General features: G+C 36.5%; 17 protein-coding genes. 11 read left to right on the plus strand and 6 right to left on the minus strand.

The features are described 5' to 3' along the window. The first annotated feature begins 45 nt into the window (after positions 1-45). The 3 genes from SCA31_RS13010 to SCA31_RS13020 all read left to right on the plus strand — a co-directional run bounded on the left by SCA31_RS13010 (position 46) and on the right by SCA31_RS13020 (position 6,371). Positions 46-2,934 carry a SusC/RagA family TonB-linked outer membrane protein gene (locus SCA31_RS13010; protein ID WP_410697430.1) on the plus strand — a complete coding sequence of 963 codons (2,889 nt, stop codon included), beginning with the start codon at positions 46-48 and terminating at the stop codon, positions 2,932-2,934. 26 nt (positions 2,935-2,960) lie between these two features. Then, a complete protein-coding gene (locus SCA31_RS13015; protein WP_410697431.1) occupies positions 2,961-4,469 on the plus strand; it encodes a RagB/SusD family nutrient uptake outer membrane protein in 1,509 nt (502 codons plus the stop codon). A 75-nt stretch (positions 4,470-4,544) separates the two neighbouring features. After that, positions 4,545-6,371, plus strand: coding sequence for an alkaline phosphatase (locus tag SCA31_RS13020; protein ID WP_410697432.1), 1,827 nt, complete (start codon positions 4,545-4,547; stop codon positions 6,369-6,371). Positions 6,372-6,521: 150 nt separating this feature from the next. On the opposite strand, the gene SCA31_RS13025 is transcribed toward SCA31_RS13020, so the two are convergent. The 6 genes from SCA31_RS13025 to SCA31_RS13050 form a co-directional block, all read right to left on the minus strand. After that, positions 6,522-7,520 carry a phosphatidylinositol-specific phospholipase C gene (locus SCA31_RS13025; RefSeq protein ID WP_410697433.1) on the minus strand — a complete coding sequence of 333 codons (999 nt, stop codon included), beginning with the start codon at positions 7,518-7,520 and terminating at the stop codon, positions 6,522-6,524. A 155-nt stretch (positions 7,521-7,675) separates the two neighbouring features. Beyond that, entirely contained in the window at positions 7,676-8,359 is a 684-nt protein-coding gene (locus tag SCA31_RS13030; RefSeq protein ID WP_410697434.1) for a hypothetical protein, read from the minus strand. Positions 8,360-8,375: 16 nt separating this feature from the next. After that, positions 8,376-8,864, minus strand: a complete 489-nt coding sequence (locus SCA31_RS13035; RefSeq protein WP_410697435.1) for a hypothetical protein — start codon at positions 8,862-8,864, stop codon at positions 8,376-8,378. An 82-nt stretch (positions 8,865-8,946) separates the two neighbouring features. Next, positions 8,947-10,170 (minus strand): 3-phosphoshikimate 1-carboxyvinyltransferase, encoded by a 1,224-nt coding sequence (locus SCA31_RS13040; protein WP_410697436.1) that lies wholly within the window; start codon positions 10,168-10,170, stop codon positions 8,947-8,949. Between the two features lie 95 nt (positions 10,171-10,265). Then, positions 10,266-10,592 carry a nucleotide pyrophosphohydrolase gene (locus SCA31_RS13045; protein WP_076355206.1) on the minus strand — a complete coding sequence of 109 codons (327 nt, stop codon included), beginning with the start codon at positions 10,590-10,592 and terminating at the stop codon, positions 10,266-10,268. Continuing rightward, on the minus strand, positions 10,592-12,001 hold the full coding sequence (locus tag SCA31_RS13050; RefSeq protein ID WP_410697437.1) for a hypothetical protein: 1,410 nt from the start codon (positions 11,999-12,001) through the stop codon (positions 10,592-10,594). The genes SCA31_RS13045 and SCA31_RS13050 overlap by 1 nt, the downstream gene beginning before the upstream one ends. Before the next feature lie 185 nt (positions 12,002-12,186). On the opposite strand from SCA31_RS13050, the gene SCA31_RS13055 reads away from it, so the two are divergent. From SCA31_RS13055 to SCA31_RS13090, 8 genes are all read left to right on the plus strand, one after another. Then, positions 12,187-12,438 carry a type B 50S ribosomal protein L31 gene (locus tag SCA31_RS13055; protein ID WP_027375398.1) on the plus strand — a complete coding sequence of 84 codons (252 nt, stop codon included), beginning with the start codon at positions 12,187-12,189 and terminating at the stop codon, positions 12,436-12,438. A 102-nt stretch (positions 12,439-12,540) separates the two neighbouring features. Continuing rightward, on the plus strand, positions 12,541-13,701 hold the full coding sequence (locus tag SCA31_RS13060) for a putative sugar nucleotidyl transferase (protein WP_410697601.1): 1,161 nt from the start codon (positions 12,541-12,543) through the stop codon (positions 13,699-13,701). A gap of 99 nt (positions 13,702-13,800) precedes the next feature. Further along, positions 13,801-14,310, plus strand: a complete 510-nt coding sequence (locus SCA31_RS13065; protein ID WP_076355200.1) for an RNA polymerase sigma factor — start codon at positions 13,801-13,803, stop codon at positions 14,308-14,310. Beyond that, complete coding sequence (locus tag SCA31_RS13070; protein ID WP_410697438.1) at positions 14,285-14,956, plus strand: hypothetical protein; 672 nt, start codon at positions 14,285-14,287, stop codon at positions 14,954-14,956. The genes SCA31_RS13065 and SCA31_RS13070 overlap by 26 nt, the downstream gene beginning before the upstream one ends. Before the next feature lie 48 nt (positions 14,957-15,004). Then, positions 15,005-16,285 carry a DUF4252 domain-containing protein gene (locus SCA31_RS13075; protein WP_410697439.1) on the plus strand — a complete coding sequence of 427 codons (1,281 nt, stop codon included), beginning with the start codon at positions 15,005-15,007 and terminating at the stop codon, positions 16,283-16,285. 10 nt (positions 16,286-16,295) lie between these two features. Continuing rightward, complete coding sequence (locus tag SCA31_RS13080) at positions 16,296-16,796, plus strand: DUF4252 domain-containing protein (RefSeq protein ID WP_410697440.1); 501 nt, start codon at positions 16,296-16,298, stop codon at positions 16,794-16,796. A 213-nt stretch (positions 16,797-17,009) separates the two neighbouring features. After that, entirely contained in the window at positions 17,010-18,470 is a 1,461-nt protein-coding gene (guaB, locus tag SCA31_RS13085) for an IMP dehydrogenase (RefSeq protein WP_410697441.1), read from the plus strand. A gap of 371 nt (positions 18,471-18,841) precedes the next feature. Then, positions 18,842-20,713, plus strand: a complete 1,872-nt coding sequence (locus SCA31_RS13090; RefSeq protein WP_410697442.1) for a GEVED domain-containing protein — start codon at positions 18,842-18,844, stop codon at positions 20,711-20,713. Positions 20,714-20,761 lie beyond the last annotated feature (48 nt).

A 20,761-nucleotide genomic window follows, 5' to 3' on the forward strand; every position in this document is an offset into this window, starting at 1 on the left:
AGGGGAAGTGCTGGTCTAATTTTGCGTCTAATTAAAAAGGATGTCATGAATGTATTTAAAATCCCTGTCTCAGTAACTTATTTAACGGGTAGGGTATTACTTATTGGTGCAATATCTGCTTCACCGATGTTCCTATCTCAAAAAAAGGACAGCTTAAAGGAAAAAACCCTTGATGAGGTTGTCGTGATAGGATACGGAACCCAGAAGAAAAGCAAAGTATCTGGTGCAGTTGCAGAAGCTTCGCTGGATAAGCTTAGTTCAAGATCTTTATCCGGAGTAGGAGAAGTACTTCAGGGAAAAGCTGCTGGGGTAACGGTAGTGAACGAAGGGGGAGATCCTAATGGCTCGCCTAAAGTGAATATCCGTGGCTTGGGAGGGGTGAACGGAGAAACTCCTCTTTATGTGGTGGATGGTGTCGTTTTTAACGGAACTCCTGCCATTAACCCTAATGATATTCAGGATATTTCTGTGCTTAAAGATGCTGCTGCTGCCATTTACGGAGCGAGATCTTCCGGCGGGGTAATTCTTATTACCACAAAGAGAGGTAAAAAAGGGAGTCTGACTATTGATTTTGACGTTAAATATGGAATCAATCAGGCATGGAAATTAAAGGAATCTCTAAATGCTGCAGAATTCCAGGATGTAATGCGCCAGGCATATACTAACGCAGGGAAACTCAATAGTCTTCCACTTGCTTTCAATTCCGAAAAATATGCCGATGGTGGAATTACCAGAACAGACTGGATGAAAGAAATTTTCCGTACAGGAACCATCCAGGAATATAATGTAAACCTTAGTGGAGGAAGTGAAAAATCCAGATTCTTTGTAGGAATGAATCACAGGAATCTTGAGGGTATTTTATTGAACACTCAGGCAAAAAGATATAATTTCAGGGTAAACTCCGAACATAAAGTGAAAGACTGGTTAACGTTCGGAGAGAATATGTATTATAATTATTCCCAAGGAAATACAGCCAACACAAAGAATGGCTATACAGGAGCTTTGGTTGCCGCCATGTATTATCCACCCAATGTTCCGGTATATACATCCACAGGAGCTTTTTCCGGATTACCTATTGATGTGGCAGGAGGGTATGGAGATATGATCAACCCTGTTGCTTATCTTAAAAGGATCAGCATTCAAAATCCTACCCATGAGATTTTGATCAATCCTTACGTAGAAATTGCGTTGGCTAAAGATTTAAAATTCCGTTCTAATTTTTCCCAGACTTTTAAGATCGGAAATGTTAAAGAATTTACTCCCAGAGTACTGGAAGTTGGAAAAATATTTGATACCAATAGTCTGGAATATCAGTCTAACAATATATCCACTTCTCTTGCCGAACAGCTCCTTACGTATAAGCTAACCACAGGTAAGCACAATTTTGACTTTCTTGCAGGGTTTACTTTTCAGAAAACAACTGAAGATGGGTTCAGAGCAAAAGCTTTTGATTTCAGAAGTGAAGCAGAAGTCTTCAGATATCTTCAAAATGCTGCAGATACCAATAAAGAAGTATACAGTTATAAATATCAGCAGTCTCTGGTATCTTATCTGGCAAGGGTCAACTATGACTATGCAGGGAAATATATTATCAGTTTGCTGGGAAGAAGAGACGGAACCTCTCTGGTTGCTAAACAAAATAGATTTGCTAATTATTATTCCATTTCTGGAGGATGGGTGGTTTCCAAAGAAAATTTTATGAACGATATTGACTGGCTTTCGAATCTGAAACTAAGAGGAAGTTACGGTATCTTAGGAAATCTGGGCGGGGTTTCTTATCAGGCAGTTAACCCTTTAATGGTGCGGGATAATAATGTTATTTTCGGACAGGATCCGTCACAGAATATTGCCTATTATGCTACGACATTTCCTAATTCAGATATAAAGTGGGGAAAATCTGAGCAAACCAATTTTGGGGTAGATGCTTCTTTCTTGAGAAACAGCCTTTCATTACAATTTGATTACTTTGTTAAGAACTCACGAGATCAGATTTTTAACGTTAACCTTTCAAGTACATCCGGCTATATAGATCAATATGTGAATGCCGGATTGTTTCAGGATAAAGGATTTGAATTAGGAATTAATTATAACAGTAAAAATACAGGCGACTTCAACTACTCAATAGGCGCTACTTTTAGTCAACTAAAAAATACGGCGAAGCAGTTGGCCGGTGTAGATGAGATCTTTATCAATAGTAATAATGTTCGTGGAGTATTGAAACCTACCCGAATAAAAGTAGGAGAATCTCTCTACTCTTATTATGGCTACAAAACCGACGGTATTTTCCAGACTCAGGCAGAAATCGACAATTACAAAGATGCCAACGGTAACCTTATTCAGCCTAACGCTAAACCGGGAGATATTAAATTCCTGAAAAAAGATGGAAATACAGGAGTATTGAACAATAATGATTTTGTAAACCTTGGAAATCCATATCCTAAATTCTCTTACGGACTATCTTACAATATGTCATGGAAGAACTTTGATCTTAACCTTTTCTTCCAGGGAGTATATGGAAACAAAATATTTAACGGATTGAAATTTATTTCATTAAATCCGGGTGGAACAGGGCAGAACTATAACATGGACAGGGATATCCTGAACGCATGGACTCCTCAGAATACCAATACCAATATTCCTAGAGTAGTACAAGGTGACCCAAGTGGTAATTACTCCAAAGTATCAGATTTCTATGTGGAGGATGGCTCTTATTTTAGATTGAAAAACCTTACGATAGGATATTCATTGCCACAAGAGCTTTATAAAAGACTTGATGTGAATAAAATAAGAGTATATGTAACGAGCAATAACCTCTTTACCATTACCAAATATACAGGCTTTGACCCTGAAGTAGGCATGGAAACATATGGAGTGGATACCGGAAGATATCCTCAGGCCCGTTCATTTATTTTCGGACTGGAAGTCGGGTTTTAATCTAAACATATTTAAAATTTAAAAAGATGAAATTTTTCAATACAATAATTGTAATAACAGGGCTATCCGTATCATTGCTGTCATGCACCAATGAACTGGATATACAGCCAGAGGGAACTCCGACAGAAGCCAGCTTCTGGAAAACAGAAAATGACCTGATTACCGGAGCCAATGCCATGTATAAGCCCCTTTCCGATAGTGAATTTTATGGAAGAGGATTTTTCTGGTTCATTAATGCCAGTGACGATATGGTAACAGGAAGATCAAAAAGCGAGGCGGATAATGTGAAGAATTTTAGCAGCAATTATATTGCGGCAGGAGATCTGGAAACACAATGGAACAAAAGATATACTGTGATTGGAGTTGCGAACCGTGTTATTCGGAATGTTAATAATATTCAGGCTTCACAGGCGGTTAAAAATAAATACTTGGGAGAAGCTTTATTTATGAGCAGTAGAATGTATTTTGAACTTGCGTATAGTTATGGAAATGAAAAGGCGGGTGTTCCTATTGTAGACCGTACCAAAGAGCCGGATCCAAATCCTATTCCAAGAGCATCCAACGTAATGGAAAACTACAATTACATTGTCAATGATCTGAAAAAAGCCGCTGAATTATTACCAAGCCAGGCAGAACTTCCCGCTAAAGATTATGGAAGACCTCATAAAGCCGCAGCATGGGCGCTTTTATCAAAAGTATATCTATTTATGAAAGATTGGCAAAATGCAGCATATTGGGCAAATGAAGTAATGACAAAAGGAAACAGAAACCTGTTGAACAATTATGCAGATGTTTTCAAAGCTGAAAATAATTATAGTACAGAATATATCTGGTCTATTCCAAGTACTCCCAAATTTAATTCAGTGGGAAGCATTCTTCCGGGAGTAATGTTAGAAAATAAAGGATGGGGAGAATATAACGGATGGGGATATTTTCAACCTACCAAAGAACTGTATGATGAATATGAAGCCGGAGACCTTAGAAGAGGAGCAACCGTTCTTAAACTAGGAGATAAATTCAATTTTAACGGAACAGAAAGAACGTATGCTTCTTCCAACTCTCTCACTGGATACCAGTTTAATAAATATATGGATGCTTTTAAATATCCGTTGAGCAGTGGCCATGTGAGTGCTAATGGAGATTATCCTTGTACAGATCTTGCCGTTCCGATTATGCGTTACGCTGAGGTTATCCTGATCAGGGCAGAAGCTCTGCTAATGTCAGGCGGAAATGCAGATATAGAAATTAACCTGATTAGAAAACGTGCAGGGCTAGCTCCTAAAACCGGATGTACAATGGCTGATCTGAAGCATGAAAGACGTTGCGAATTAGCAGGTGAATGGGCAGACAGACATAGAGATCTTGTACGTTGGGGAGACGCTCAGTCAAACTATGCTCAACCTTTACACGGGATAGACGGTAAAGTGGTATGGGCGGCAAGAAACTTCAATCCTGCAATCCATAATGTATGGGCAGTTCCGCAGGCCGAAATCGTTAATAGCCATGGTGTTATTAAGCAAAACGAAGGTTGGTAAAATTTTAATCTTAAATAGTATTCACTATATCATTGCAGAAACTTCTGCAATGATATAGTTTTTTAAACAGGTCTTATGAAATTATCAAAAATATTGGGATTGCTGGCTTTAGCCGTTTTTTCCGAAAATCAGGCACAGAATTATTTGAATTATAGCGTTGGAAATGCACATTCTCATAATGATTATATGCAAGAAATCCCTTTCTGGCAGGCTTATTATGCAAAATTTGGATCCATTGAGGCAGATGTTTTTCTAGTCAAAGGCAAACTCTGGGTAGCCCATACAGAAAAAGAACTTGACGCAGACAGAACACTTGAAAATCTTTATCTGGACAATATTTCAAAGCAAATAAAACTGAACAAAGGGAATATTTACCCTGACTCGAATAAAAAATTGCAATTGCTAATCGATATTAAGCAGGATTATAAAACTACCCTGAACGCATTGGTTAGTACATTGAAGAAATATCCCGAAATTACTGGCAATTCGGGAGTGAAAATTGTTATTACAGGGGGGAGACCTCAGCCTGCTGATTTTAAAAACTATCCCAATTATCTTTATTTCGATGGAGATCTTGATCAAAACTATGCTGCGGACCAGTTGAAAAGAGTGGGGATGTTCAGTGCAGATCTTCCTGAACTGGTAAAATGGAACGGGAAAGGAATTCCAAGGGATGAAGAAACTGAAAAGTTAAAGAAAGCTGTAGATAAAGCCCACGCCCAACAAAAGCCTATGCGATTTTACGGAGCTCCTGATTTTCCCAATGCTTGGGTGAATCTAATGGATATGGGAGTAGATTACATCAATACAGATCATATTCCGGATCTTAAAAAATTCATGAATACGATTCCGAAAAACTTCTACAAAAATACAAAGGAGTACGCCACGTATACTCCAACTTATAAAACAGACGGAATCAGTAAAAAGGTGAAAAATGTAATTCTTTTGATTCCGGACGGAACTTCCCTTCCCCAATATTATGCTGCTTTTACGGCAAACAAAGGAAAACTGAATGTCTTTAATATGAAAGCAACCGGTTTATCCAAAACCAATTCATCCAATGCTTATGTGACTGACTCGGCACCGGGATCCACAGCATTTGCAACAGGAGTAAAAACAAAAAATACATTTGTGGGAGTTGATGACACAGGAAAAGCTCTGGCACAGATTCCTGATATTATTTCTGCTAAAGGAATGGTATCCGGTCTTATTTCTACCGGTGATGTTACAGATGCTACTCCGGCAGATTTTTATGCACATTCAGATAACAGAAACAGTTCGGAACCTATTTTAAAGGATTTCGCTCTTTCAAAAACTAAAATCTTGATTGGAGGTCCTACCAGCGGATTAACAAAAGAAACCGAACAAAAACTTAAGGAAGCAAAAATAGATCTATTTCAAAACCTTAAATCTGTTGGGAAAATAAATAATCGTACCCTGATCATTGATCCTCTGGCATCCCAAAGAATAACCAATGGAAGAGGGAACTGGCTGGCTGATGCCTTTGATCTTACGTTGAATGATCTGAAGAACAATAAAAAAGGATTCTTCATGATGGTGGAAGCATCCCAGACTGATGGCGGAGGACACAACAATAATATAGAGCAATTGGTCACCGAATTATTGGATTTCGATCATATAGTTGGGAAAGCCATGAAATTTGCAGATGAAAACAAGGAAACATTAGTAATCGTTGTGGGAGATCATGAAACAGGCGGCTTAACCCTTTTGGATGGAAGCTTAAAAGACGGGTGGGTATTTGGAAACTTCAGTACAAACGATCATACTTCTATTCCATCAAGTGTTTTTGCTTATGGTCCAAATTCAAAAGAATTTACCGGTCTGTTTGAAAATACAGAAATCTTTAACAAAATACTCGCAGCCTATGGCATAGAAAAGTAACTCATATACTTCAAATTTTATTCTTCAAAAAAATGTAGTCTTCAACAGCTGAAGGCTGCATTTTTAATTTAAAATAAAGCCTCTATGAGAAATATAAAAGGCTGTCTCAGTAATGAAACAGCCTATCAACTACAATTATATTTAACTACCTTAAAAATTAGTTTTAACAATAAGCTCTGCCAGCTCTGCATTCACAAAGTCTATAGGCATTATTCCATAAGAACCGTGGGTATTGGTTTGGAAGAATGTCTTAAGCTTAGGATTAATATTGTTTGAAACGGTAGGGATGCTCGGGATTCCAAATATTCCTGGTTTATAACCGCTTGTAAAGTTGATAAAAAGTCTATCGTTATTGCTGTTTTTTGCTTCATTCAAAAGACTGGAGACTCCATTCCATTTATCATCATTGTTAGTCACCTTATAATAATCCTGAACTTTAAGCAACGCCCCTGAATTATTAATTTCAAATGTCGTATTATCTGCCCATGCCGTTGCATTAATTCCTTTTGCTGTCTCAGCAGAGAACCTCCTCAATAATCTGATCTTTCCTCTTACCTCTCCAAGAGTAGGAATATTTGTTCCCAGATTCCATTTTGATGGATTTTTCTGAACATAAGAATCAAAAGTTTTTTCGAAACTTCTGGTGGTATTGGAGGGATCATGCTCTTCCTTTACAGACATAATGATTGTTTCAGATGGATGGCTTTCCAGAAATGCATAGCAGGCATTAAGTACATCATCAAAGTTGAGGTTCTGATAAATAGGACCATGATGAATAGTAAAAGAATTATCAATGTGTCTGCAACGGATATCAAGAAAGCGAACACCCGCATTAAGCTGTTCGCTGATGCTGAGATTTTGGGTTTTTGCAGTACCTGTTACTACAGGGGCATCTATACGCGCTCCTGAATCATGCGTTCCTGGGATTGAAATCCTGGAAATGGAAATATTATCCTGAAGACCAGACATCCAGCTGTTCATTTCAATGGATGCTAAAGAAGATAATTTTGAGCTTGCTTTTTCAAGGGAAGTAAGGCTTGCTTCATTGGAATCTCTTTCTATAAGTCCATCTGAGCAAGAAAAGAAGACTGCTGCAGTAGCCATACTAAGGGTAAACGTTTTTACATATTTCATGTGGTGCTTGAACATAGTTTATATTTTTAATTGTATTTAAAATTAAGAATATATCAAGCAGTGAGGAGTTAACTTAACTTTAAGAGAAGATTAAGTTGTTGAGAATAGAAAGAGAGTACATCAAATAAAAAATCAAAACACAAAAGGTTTATAAAGTAAAGATTTTAGCTCTAAAAAGTGAAATCTTCCTTCAACCCTGGAATTTTAAACTTATGTTCTCCAATTTTGAAATTTTCCATTTTTATAAGGCCTTGAAGCTTGTGGGTAAACTCTTTATAAAAATCTTCAGGGGTCTTTTCATTGTCATCACAAGATGAAAATTTCTTGTCAACAATAACCTTTCCTGTAGAAAAATTGATTTCATAGGTGAAATCAAACTCACAAGTATCTGCAAAATTTTCATGGGTACCGATCAGAAAAAAATCACCATTCTGAAATCTGAAAGTATGTTTATACGTTAGAGTGTGTCTGGAATTGGAATTAAACTCCTGCGTGATTGCAAGAACATTGGCTTTTATAGAAATTTTTGGTGGAGTATTGTATTCAGGATAGAAGCCTGTACCACTAGAAAATATGAAGTTAGGATTTTCTTTCCATATCTTAAGTTTTCCATGATCCTGTTTCAGAATATAGAGAATTCTTTTATAGTCCTTATGTTCCGGATCATCTTTGTTTTCTGAAGCTTTTTGATCAGTCTCCAATATGATTACCGTTTCTTCTTTTCCATCTTTATCCAGATCTCCCTTCTCCTCCGTAATTTTTGTGTATCCTTTTGGAACCGAAAAGTCTTTCAGATTTTGTGCATTAGAAAAGGTGCTGAAAAAGATTATAATAAAGAAAAACAGATTTTTCATAAGGATGATGTTGGAATTATAACCCAGTATCTTCTTTTTCTATCAATCCGGATTCCTCTATATGGCACATACAACCTTTTATGGTTTTGTAAATTCCTGCGATATTCGTTTCCTTACCTTTACTATCCGTTACAGTGATTCCTGTAGAATAAGATTCATCCTCTGCATAATAAGTCCTAAATAGCTGATATTGATACCCATTATTAGTAAACGTCAGATAATTAAGCTCCATTCCTGCATTTTGCTTTCCTCCACCTCTGAGATAAGAATTGTACTTGAATTTTTTCCAGCTGTCTTTCGTCCTTTCTGTGGGAAACTCCATATCTACATGATTTTTACTTCCAAAACGGTACTGAATGTATTCATTCTTTTTATCCTTTACCAACGTCATTTTCTTTCCTGCTTTTGTTTCAAAGGAATACATGATTTCTTCATTGGGAAGAAGATACTGAGCCCAAATGGATAGGGGAAACGTGAAAGCAAATAGGATTAAATACTTTTTCATGGAATGGTGCTATTAATAAATGTAGTAATTTAAAAAGGCTCAACAGTTCATTTTTAAATTACCACATTCTAAAATTGTTAAATTACTGTACTGTTACACTGGCAAGGTCTTCCCAGAACATAGGATAAGATTTTTCTACTACATTCTCATCCTCAATGTTGAGTTCCTTAATCAGGCAGAAAGGAGCAAAGCTCATAGCCATTCTATGATCCTGATAGGTCTTGATAGAAATATGATCCTCAGGTTCCCCAAAACTTACAGAATCAATGGTTAGATCCGTAATTTTGGTGTCAGCACCCAGTTTTTTTAGTTCATTATATAAAGCTTGAAGTCTGTCGGTTTCCTTTACCCTTAATGTTCCAAGTCCAGATATTTCAAAAGGTATTTTTAATGCCGCTGCCGTTACACAAAGAGTTTGTGCAATATCCGGACAGTTATTCATATCCAGAACGATTTTTGCAGGAAAAGAGAAATCAGGTTGAGGTTCCAGTATCAGTTTGTGCTCATCCTCAGAGAATGTTGTTTTAATTCCGAAGAAATCTTCGTAAATTTTTGCAATCGCAGAATCTCCCTGAGTTGACGATTTGTAGAAGCTTTTCAAATGGATGGTTTCTCTTCCCAATGCACAGATCGAGTAGAAGTAGGAAGCCGAGCTCCAGTCACTTTCAACCTCATAGCTTACTACTGCAGTGGCATTATCAGGATGAAAAGGTTCTACCTTAATAGTATTTCCCTCAAAGCTGTTTTTAATGCCAAATCTTGTCAGAATATCGAGTGTCATTTCAATATAAGACCTTGATGTTACTTCACCTACAAGATGAATTTCCAAACCGTTTTCAAGTTTTCCTGCAATAAGTAACAGGGAAGTAATAAACTGGCTTGAAATATTAGCCGGAACATGTACCGAAGCTTGAGTGATCTTTTTACCTGTAATTTTTAAAGGTGGGAAACCTTCGTTTTCCAGATATTCAATCTCTACACCAAGATCTACTAAGGCATTCACTAAATTCTTAATAGGTCTTTCCTTCATTCTCCCGGAGCCTGTAAGTATAGTTGTTTTCCCTTCCTGAATAGAATAATAGGAAGTAAGAAAACGCATTGCTGTTCCTGCATGGTGAATGTCCACCACATCTGTGCTTTCAGATAATGCTTTCTTTAATAATTGGGTGTCCTGAGAATTGGATAGGTTCCCGATTTTAATAGTACTAAATAAACTTTCCAAAATCAATAAACGATTCGAAATACTTTTCGAACCGCTGATTTGTACTGTCTTATTGCCTATTAATTTTGATTTTTCTAGCTTCATTATTTCTTCGGATTTAAGAAGTAAGACATCAGATAACAGCAATCAGATGACAGACGTTTGCCAACTATCTGAGAACTGTTATCTGAGAACTTTCTCTATTTTAATTTTTCATTATTCTGATGCCGCTCCTTATCGCGGTCAGTTTTGATCTTCATTTTCTTGTCGAATGCTTCCTGTAGATTTACTCCAGTCTGATTGGCCAGACATAGCGTTACAAAAAGGACATCTGCCAGTTCTTCTCCCAGGTCTTTGGTTTTGTCACTTTCTTTTTCACTCTGTTCACCGTATCTTCTTGCGATGATTCGGGCTACTTCGCCTACTTCTTCAGTAAGCATAGCCATATTGGTCAACTCATTAAAGTATCTTACACCGATGGTTTTGATCCATTCATCAACCTGTTGTTGTAATTGGGTAATTTCCATTATTGATAAGCTCCAAGAGTAGGATTAGTGGTTCTGGATACATTGGCAATGTCAAAAGGTACAGTTCCTGCTACTGTAACATTTCCTTTTCCGATAGCCGGAGAAGTCGTTTTTACCCTTAAGTTCATTTTTGCCATGAAGTAATTGACAAACTGCGGGTCTTCATTTTTGATCGTTTGTACAATATTCGTATTGTTATCAAATGTGAAGCCAGCTTCAGATGGACCAGAGTATTTTATTAAACAACTTTGAATAAGGTATTCAAACTGTTGTCCTGGGGTAGGTTCAAGCTGAACAGAATTATCTCTGTCAGAATAAACAATACTGTTTTTTATATTAAGCTGCTGTAAAGCGCCCTGTTCTATTTGGCCTGCATCATTTTTCCACTCATTTGTTGCAAAGATTCCATTTCTGTCAAATGTTCCCATTGATTTGGAGTAGTTGGCAATTGTTGCATGAGTATAATTATGATTTCCTCCTTTGAAAATTCCAATACATGATAAACCACAATTATTCATTACTAAATTATTGGCATTCACCTTAGAATTTACTGCATAGATTCCATATTCAAAGAAAGTATGGATGAATGAATTGGTAATGGATGCATTGGTTTGCTTCATTTCCAGACCTCTCGTTCCTCCGAAAAGTCTTGCATGATTCATATTAAGGATAGAATTGGCTTCCATTCTAATGGAATTCCAGTTTTTAGAAATAGTATCATAATAAGGGTCATTTCTGTCCCCACGAAGAATGACTTGGTTATCCTTTGTTCCGTTAATGTTTAAAACGGCGTTGGAAGAAACCTTCATTCCACTGTTTTTATGGAAATATACCTTGGTACCCGGATCTATATCTAACGTTACATTAGGAGCAAGACTAAGATCCCCGTAGATGATCTTCGCTTTATTATTAGTCCATGTTGTAGAACTGGAAATTATATTGGGGTTGGTAGGAGTCTGAATAAAAAATTCTGCATCCTGAACTACGGAGAATAACGTAACATGCTGTTGTCCGGTAGGTCCTGAGAAAAGAACCTTGTCCTCAGCAATGGCTTCAGGTCCTGTTGCCTGTGGTGCTATCTCAACATATATATATAGACTGTCTTTTTTTCTCAAAGGAACATCCTTAAAATCATATCCCGGCTTCCCGTCTACATTAATTCTATATAATGATGCTGCCCCTTTTTCAAGATTTACTCTTGGGATAAGAATGTCTTTGTCTTCATTATTATATACCTTTACTACATAGGTTTCTGAACGTACCTGATGATACACCGTGTCACAGAATACCGTGTCTCTTGAAAATCTTAACTCCTGAGAGGGAGCATCAAAGGTAATATCATCCTTATTACATGATACCGCGACAAGTAGCATCCAAAAAGAAAAAGCCAGTAATAATTTGAATTTCATCGAAATTAAAGTTTAAGTAAGTTCCAAATTTAACGAAAATACTTTGAATTTCTTATCAATAAAAAAATATTGGATTCAGTATTTGGAAATTAGAAAAAATGTTGTATTTTTGCAACCTAAAATTTAGCAGAGAAATATCCATTACTATTTCGAAAGCAAACTTAATTTTTTTAAAAAAAAGTATTATGAAAAACGGAATCCACCCAGAAAATTATAGACTTGTTGTTTTCAAAGATATGAGTAACGACGAGGTGTTTCTTTGCAAGTCTACTGCAGAAACAAAAGACACGATCGAGTTCGAAGGACAAGAGTATCCTCTAATCAAAATGGAGATCTCTTCAACTTCTCACCCTTTCTATACTGGTAAAGTGAAATTAGTTGACACTGCAGGTAGAGTTGATAAGTTCATGAACAAATACAAAAAATTCGCTAAGTAATTTTTTGAAATTAAAAATATAAAAGTCTTCCATTTTTGGGAGACTTTTTTTATTGTAAATTTGTTCATCTTGAACTTTAAACCTTAAACTTAAAACTGAATGATGCAATTAGTATTTTCAGACGCACAATATTGGGAAGGTTTTCTTCCACTTACCTTTACCAGACCAGTTGCAGCAATGCGATGCGGTATTCTTACATTTTCAGAGAGATGGCAGAAAATTCTGGAGAATACCGAAGTCTCTTATTTTACAGAAATGTATCTGCAGGATAAATTTAAAACTCCTGAAGAAAAAGAAAGCCTTTTTCTGGTTCCGAACTTCCTGCCTACAGAAACAGTTATCCAGCAAATTAAAGAGCTTAAACAGGGAGAAGCTTTGGTTTACGAAGATGAATTGGTGGCAGCAAAAATTAATATGAAAGGATTTTCCTTACATCAGATTGAAAAAATGACTGATATTAAAGAAGAACTTATTTTCTTTAAAAAACCAACCGACCTATTTACCTATAACCATCACGCAATTGATTTTGACTTTGACCTGATTACCAAAGGAAGAACTTCGCAGGAATTATCTCCAACAAACGGATTTTTAGGAGACAAAAAAGACTTGTTCATTGAAGAAGGTGCTCAAATTGAATTTTCAACATTAAATACCAAGACCGGAAAAATCTATATTGGTAACAATGCTGAAGTTATGGAAGGGTGTAATCTCCGTGGGCCCATCACATTGGGTAATGATTCTAAATTTAACCTTGGATCAAAGATCTATGGAGCAACAACCATTGGTCCACATTGTAAAGTAGGAGGAGAGGTGAATAACATTATCATCTTCGGGTACACAAGCAAAGGACACGAGGGGTTTATAGGAAACTCAGTAATTGGCGAATGGTGTAATTTTGGAGCAGATACCAATTCTTCAAACCTTAAAAATAACTATAGCCATGTTAAGCTATGGAATTATAGAACGAAGGCTTTCGAAGATACCGGACTGCAGTTTGCCGGTCTTGTTGTAGGAGATCATTCCAAAACAGCAATCAATACCCAATTGAATACAGGAACTGTGATTGGAGTAGCTTCCAATATCTTCAAGCCTGGTTTTCCACCCAATCTTGTGGAGAACTTCTCATGGGGAGGATTAAAGGATGACGAAAGATTCCGTCTGGATAAAGTTTATGAGGTGGCAGAAAGAGCAATGGCAAGACGGAAAGTCCCTTTGACAGAGGAGGATAAGGCTATTCTGAAACATATTTTTGATACGTATTAATCTAATTATAATAAAAACTTCAATTTTTTTTGAAGTTTTTTTATTTTTGATGTAATAGATTTGAAACAGCAGTTGTCTTACCTATAAGAAACAAAACTCATGACCCAAGAAACTTTCAAGAATACGGTGTTTATTCTCAAAGACGAGATGTATCGTTTTGCGAAGCGATTCGTCATGAGTAGTGATGAAGCAGAAGATGTAGTACAGGATCTTATGATGAAGTTCTGGCAGAAAAGGGATGAACTTGAGCAATTTGGAAACTTTAAATCCTATGCGCTGAAGTCTGTCCGGAATGAGTGCCTGAACCGGCTGAAGCATCACGATGTGAAGATAGGCTTTGCGGATATGCAGCTTCATCGGTCAGAGCTTTACAGTATGGACGTTGATAACCTTAAGGACTATATCATAGGATTTATCAACCAGCTCCCCGAAAAACAGAAGATGGTCATCCACTTGAAAGATGTAGAAGAGTATGATGTTTCCGAAATTTCTGAAATGCTGGAAATGGAGGAAAATGCAGTAAGGGTAAACCTTATGCGAGCGAGACAAAAAGTAAAAGAACAAATCTCACAACTGATGAGCTATGAAAAAAGATCAATTACAAGATAAATACAACGAAGTCTTCCGGGATATAAAGGAAGAAAAAATGGACTGGAGCTTTGAGGATTTTCTTCAGAAAGCAGAAAGTGCAGAACCCGAAAGAAATATAACTCCAATTATTCCATTGGAAGAACCAAAAAGGCCCTCCTTTCCCAAATGGTTCTGGATGGCCGCTAGTGTAATGCTGGTCTTTGGGATAGGGCTTTTCCTTAATAATAATTCTGAAGCAGATGCTCAGGATAAAGAACAACTGGTGAAAAATGAAGTCTTAAGACAAAAATCCAAATTCATTGAAGAAAACAATGAACATCAGGAACAGGTAGCGGTTAACCACACCGATTCTATTTCAGGAACAAAAAAAGATTCCATATTTCAGGATAATCATGTAGCTGAAAAAGATGTTATGGATGAAATATTGCCAAAAAGAGGTAGACTTAAAAAGGAAAGAAAACCAAGATATGCGGATAATTCACCTTTTAAAAATAATGCATCTAAAGATTCTACAGGCTATGAAAATTCTTACGTTATTGTAAACGGAAAAAGAATTGACAATGTAGAAGAAGCAATTAATGTAACAAAATACTCATTCCAGATATTTGCAAATAATGTTAGTGAAAAATTGGCACAGCCTACGGTGGTAGACGATGATTATTAATCAGTAAAACAGTTGCCATCATTAACTTTAAAAAAATAAAATTGACTCATGAAAAAACTATTCATAATATTCGCTCTTGCTTTTTCCCATTTCTTTAATGTATATGGACAAAAAGATAAATTTGACCAGCTTTTTGACAAATATCAAGAGGTAGAAGGGGTAACCTCCATTAAGATTGCCAAACCAATGTTCGGAATGCTTAGTAGTCTCAATATTGATGATTCCCAGTTAGATCAGATTAAGCCACTATTGTCAAAGATTAACGGACTCAAGATTCTGATCACAGAAAATCAGGAAAAGGGAAATACTGCTGAAGGACGTAAAATTCAAACGAATATGTCTCAGCTGAGTAAAGATATTTCTTCTTACCTAAAGAATCTGAACTATAGCGAAATCATGTCGGTGAATAATGCCGGAGCGAAAGTAAAGTTTTTATCTGCAGAAGCTAAAAACGGGATTCTGGATGATTTGTTGTTAAGCATTGACGGAGGAAGTGGGGAAAGTATTTTTGTAATGCTGGACGGAAAACTTTCTATGGATGATGTAAGCAAGATCATTAATTCTAGTGAAACCAAAAAGAATCCAATTTCCAACACAAGAAATAATCTTACTTCAGATAATAATTCGTCTTACCTTAATGGGGAAGCCAGAAACGTGGGTGATTTTTCAGGGATCCGGGTAAGTACGGGTGTAAACGTAATCTTTAAACAAGAAAAACCAACCACTGTAAAAGTGATTGCTGATTCTGATAAATTAGAATACATTATTACCAAGGTGGAGAATGGTATTTTAAAAATTTATATTGATAATAAAGGGGTGCGAAATCTGAGATTTAAGAATCTAAGCGTCAACGTATCCTCGCCAAGAATGGAAGATATTGATGTGTCCTCTGGATCTAACCTTACCATTGTAAACTCTATTCAGGAAAAAAACATGAAAATTGATGCTTCATCCGGATCTAATATTACTGGTGATTTCAAAGTGTCAAATATTGCAACTATTTCAGTATCTTCAGGTTCCAATATCAGGGCAGGGATTACAGCCGGAAATATCGGTATTAAAAGTTCAAGCGGTTCCAATATCAGCTTGAGTGGAAAAGCAGATTCAGGAACTATTGATATCAGCAGTGGGGCATTGTGTAAAGCTGACGATCTGAAATTTACTTATCTTGAAACGGAAGCTACTTCCGGAGGGAATCTTACTGTAAATGTATCAGAGAAACTTAAAGTACGAGCATCTTCAGGAGGATCTGTAAGATATAAAGGAAGACCTGAAATAGATGCGAACATCAGCAAAACCTCAGGAGGATTATTAAAACCAATGGACTAAAATGATCACCATGAAAACTCTTAAAAGCTTTTTTCTTGCTATCCTGACAATAGGAATGCTTCAGTCCTGTATTGTTTCGGAAAAACCTAATATGGATTTCTTTTCAGATTCTGGCTATAATTTTAAAGATGCTAAGTTTACAAGTTTTAATGTACCTCTGCTGTTGGCTAAACCATATATCAAAAAGGCTCTAAGAAAAGACGGAGAAAGTGAAGAACTCATCAGGCTTATTGCAAAGGTTTCTAAAATAAAAATCCTTACGGTGGAAAACGGAAGCAAAGAGATGCTGAATGATTATGCAAAGTTTTTAAATAATAATCATTATGAAGACTGGGCTACGATAAAGCATAATGGAGAAAATGTAAACCTGCGTGTAAAACAAAAAGGAGAGGCCATTAAAAACATGTTGATTACAGTAAATTCAGAGAAAGAATTGGTTTTTGTAGATGTAAAAGGGAATTTTACACCTGATGATATTTCAAAAATGATTAATTCCGTCTCAGATAAATAATAAATGATTTTAAGAGTATCTTTTTCTTAGATCATATGAAAAATTAATTGTTGCAAGTAGTTTCAGACATACTAAATTTATTTTGTAAAGGAAAACCGTTCTTAAAAAGAGCGGTTTTTCGATTTAACTTGTTGATTATTAATTTTTATTTAAACTATTAAAAATGATTTTCATATGTCATTAAAATAACCTAATTTTGCAAAGAAAGTAAAGATGTCTATTCATAACAAAATTGTAGAGACAGCCATCACTTTCGATGACGTTCTTCTAGTCCCTTCTTATTCAGAAGTTTTACCTAACCAGGTTTCATTAAAATCAAGACTTACCGACAAAATCACGCTGAATGTTCCGATAGTTTCCGCTGCGATGGACACCGTTACTGAAGCTGATCTTGCCATTGCATTAGCAAGAGTTGGAGGGTTAGGCTTTATTCACAAAAACATGACGATTGCCGAGCAGGCAGCGCAAGTAAACCGTGTGAAACGTTCCGAAAACGGAATGATTTCTGATCCGGTGACCCTTTCAAAAGATCATACTTTGGCAGAAGCTAAAGAACTGATGTCAAAGTTTAAAATTTCAGGTCTTCCGGTAGTAGATCCAAATAATGTTCTTATTGGAATCATCACCAATAGAGATGTAAAGTATCAGGAGAATCTTGGTATGAAGGTGGAGGAGATTATGACCAAGGAAAACCTAATCACTTCAGACAAAGATACCAACCTTGAAAAGGCAAAGGAAATTCTTCTTAAAAACAGAGTAGAAAAATTGCCTATCGTAGATAAGGATAATAAACTTGTTGGATTAATTACCATCAAGGATATTGATAATCAGTTGGAATATCCAAATGCAAATAAAGATGACAACGGCCGCCTTATTGTAGGAGCAGGAGTTGGAGTTGGAGAAGATACATTGGATAGAATTCAGGCCCTTGTTCAGGCAGGTGTAGATATTATCGCAATTGATTCAGCTCACGGACATTCTAAAGGGGTATTGGATAAAATTTCTGAAATCAGAAAAGCGTATCCTAATCTGGATATCGTAGGAGGAAATATTGTAACTGCTGAAGCTGCAAAAGATCTTATTAAGGCAGGAGCAAATGTTCTTAAGGTAGGAGTTGGTCCGGGTTCAATCTGTACAACCAGAGTGGTTGCCGGAGTTGGGGTACCACAGTTATCAGCTATTTATAATGTGTACGAATATGCAAAATCTCAAAATGTAACTGTAATTGCTGATGGAGGAATCAAGCTTTCTGGAGATATCGTAAAAGCTATTGCAAGTGGAGCAGGAGCGGTAATGTTAGGTTCTCTTTTAGCCGGTACTGACGAAGCACCAGGAGAGGAAATTATTTTCCAGGGAAGAAAATTCAAGTCTTACCAGGGGATGGGAAGTCTTTCTGCAATGAAGAGAGGAGGAAAAGAAAGATATTTCCAAAGTGAAGCTAAAAAATTCGTTCCGGAAGGAATTGAAGGAAGAGTACCACATAAAGGGAAATTAGAGGATGTAATCTTCCAATTGACTGGTGGTCTGAGAGCAGGTATGGGATATTGTGGAGCTAAGGATATTGAAGTTCTGCAAAAAGATTCCAAATTAGTAATGATTACAGGAAGCGGATTGAAAGAATCGCACCCGCATGATGTAATTATTACACAGGAAGCTCCAAATTATTCTTTTTAAAAAATAATTTAAATAGTACTATAAAAGCCGCACTTTTGTGCGGCTTTTTTTTTGGAGTTAATTGATGATTAATTGGTGTTTTAGTAATTTTAGTATTGATTGATAAGTTGTTGTCTTGATGTGTTGTGCTTTTAATAAATTGCTTTAAAAGTGAATTTTAACCTTAATTAAGCTTTCTTTTAATTTTATTTTTAAAAAATATTTCAATGATTGCGAAATAAAAAAAACAAAAAGTGTAACAAATCGGAGTTTTTTTCTACTTACTGTATTAATGTTTGAATTTTATTCATATTTAGCTTAGGTAAATTATGTATAATGAGCTTTAATTTGAGTAGGATTGTAAATTTAAAAACTTTTTAAAAATTATTGAAATGAAGAAAACTTTCCTTTATGGGGCAGTGCTGTTTTCGCTTTCGTTGACAGCTCAGCAACAACAGAGAATTTGTGGATTTGAAGAAACCCTAAGAGAACAGGACAGATTAGCTCCTGGCTTAAGACAAACCTTTGATAAGATAGTAAAGAAGATTGAAAATGAAAGAATAGCAAATCCTTCTTCTGTAAATAACAAAACAGTAAATGGAGTTTATGAAATTCCAGTAGTAGTTCACGTTATTGAAGGAGATAACTCACAATTTACAAGAACAGATGCTCAGATCCAATCATGGCTAGACAGAGCTAATCAAATGTATGCAGGAACATATGCGTGGCCTGCTGGAGGGGTGCCTTCAGATTTTGGTACATCAGCTGTTTTTCCAATCAAATTGGTTCTTGCTAAAAGAACACCAAACTGTACAGAAACAACAGGTATCGTAAGATATAGCGGAAATTCTCTGCCTAATTATAATACATCAGGGATGGCTTATCAGACTACTGCAGGGGCTACAAGAGATGAAATTAAAGCATTGGCTCCTCACTGGTCAGAAAGTTCTTATTTTAATATTTATGTAATCACTCAATTTGATGGGGATCCAATACCTAATGCGGGGTTAATGGGATTTGCGGCATTCCCTAATAATTTGGATGCAAACTACGAATCGTTTATGAAGGCAGGAGTTGTAACAAATGCTCATGATACAACGTTTGCCCATGAATTTGGTCATGCCATGGGATTGTATCATACATTCCAGGGTGGTCAATATAACGCTTCTCCGGGAGCTGCAAATTACTGTCCTCCTACTACAGCGGCAGGTTGTGGAACAGATGATGATCAGGTATGTGATACAGAAAAATCTGGAAGTGGTTACCTAGCATATCCAGTTCCTACTAATTCTCAACTGAATACTTGTACGAATGCTAATTACCAAGGAGTTCAGTATAATATGATGAATTACTCTAACTCTATTGCTCAAAAATTCACAGCAGGACAAGGGCAGAGAATTGAGGATCTATTTATGTTAATCAGAAGTAGTTTAACAACTTCTAAAGGAGCTACAGCTCTTCCTGCAACATCTGTTTCAAATACACCTATTGCTGCAACATGTAATCCTACAGGGGTAGCTAACCCAAGTGGAGATGACTCTTATCTTGCTGGGCCTACCTCCGTAAAGTTGGGGCAGATTAATAATTCATCTGCGGCATCTTGGGGTGGAGATCCTAGATTTTATATCGATTATTCAGCTAACGGTTGCCTTAGTAATGCCTATACACCATTGGTCGTAGGACAGCAGCAGACAATCGAGGTTGGATTCCTACAGGGAATTGATGAAAATCAATCAATAAGAGTATGGATTGACTATAACAACAACGGTACTTTTGAAACCAATGAATTAGTTGCTTCAGGTAACAATGTTTTGGCAAATGCTCAGGGTTATGGGACTTTCACGGCTAACTTTACCCCTCCGGCAACTGCAACAATGGATACCCCTCTTCGTATGAGAGTTTTAGCTGATGCATTTGGACCATTTACTGCTTGTGGGCAGCTAGGCGTTGGACAGATAGAAGATTATTCTGTAAGATTGGTGCAAAACCTTGCAACAAATGAAGTGAAAACAGCAGATAAGGACGATCTTGTTGTTTATCCTAATCCTGTTGCTACAGGAGATAAAGTTTTCATCAAGGCTAAAAATGCTAAGAACTTAAAAGTTTCAATTTCTGATATGTCAGGAAGATTGGTGGCAAGCCCATCTGTATCTGAAGAAGGAAACGGTGTTTTCAAGGTAAACCAGCAGCTTGAAAAAGGAGTTTATATGATTCAGGTTTCTAACGGAAAAGAGAATAAAACTTCTAAATTGATCATCAAATAACTTTGATCAATATATAAAAAAGAATGCCTCCTTAAAATGGAGGCATTT

This window comes from Chryseobacterium sp. SIMBA_028 (genome assembly GCF_046535285.1).
Lineage (GTDB): Bacteria > Bacteroidota > Bacteroidia > Flavobacteriales > Weeksellaceae > Chryseobacterium.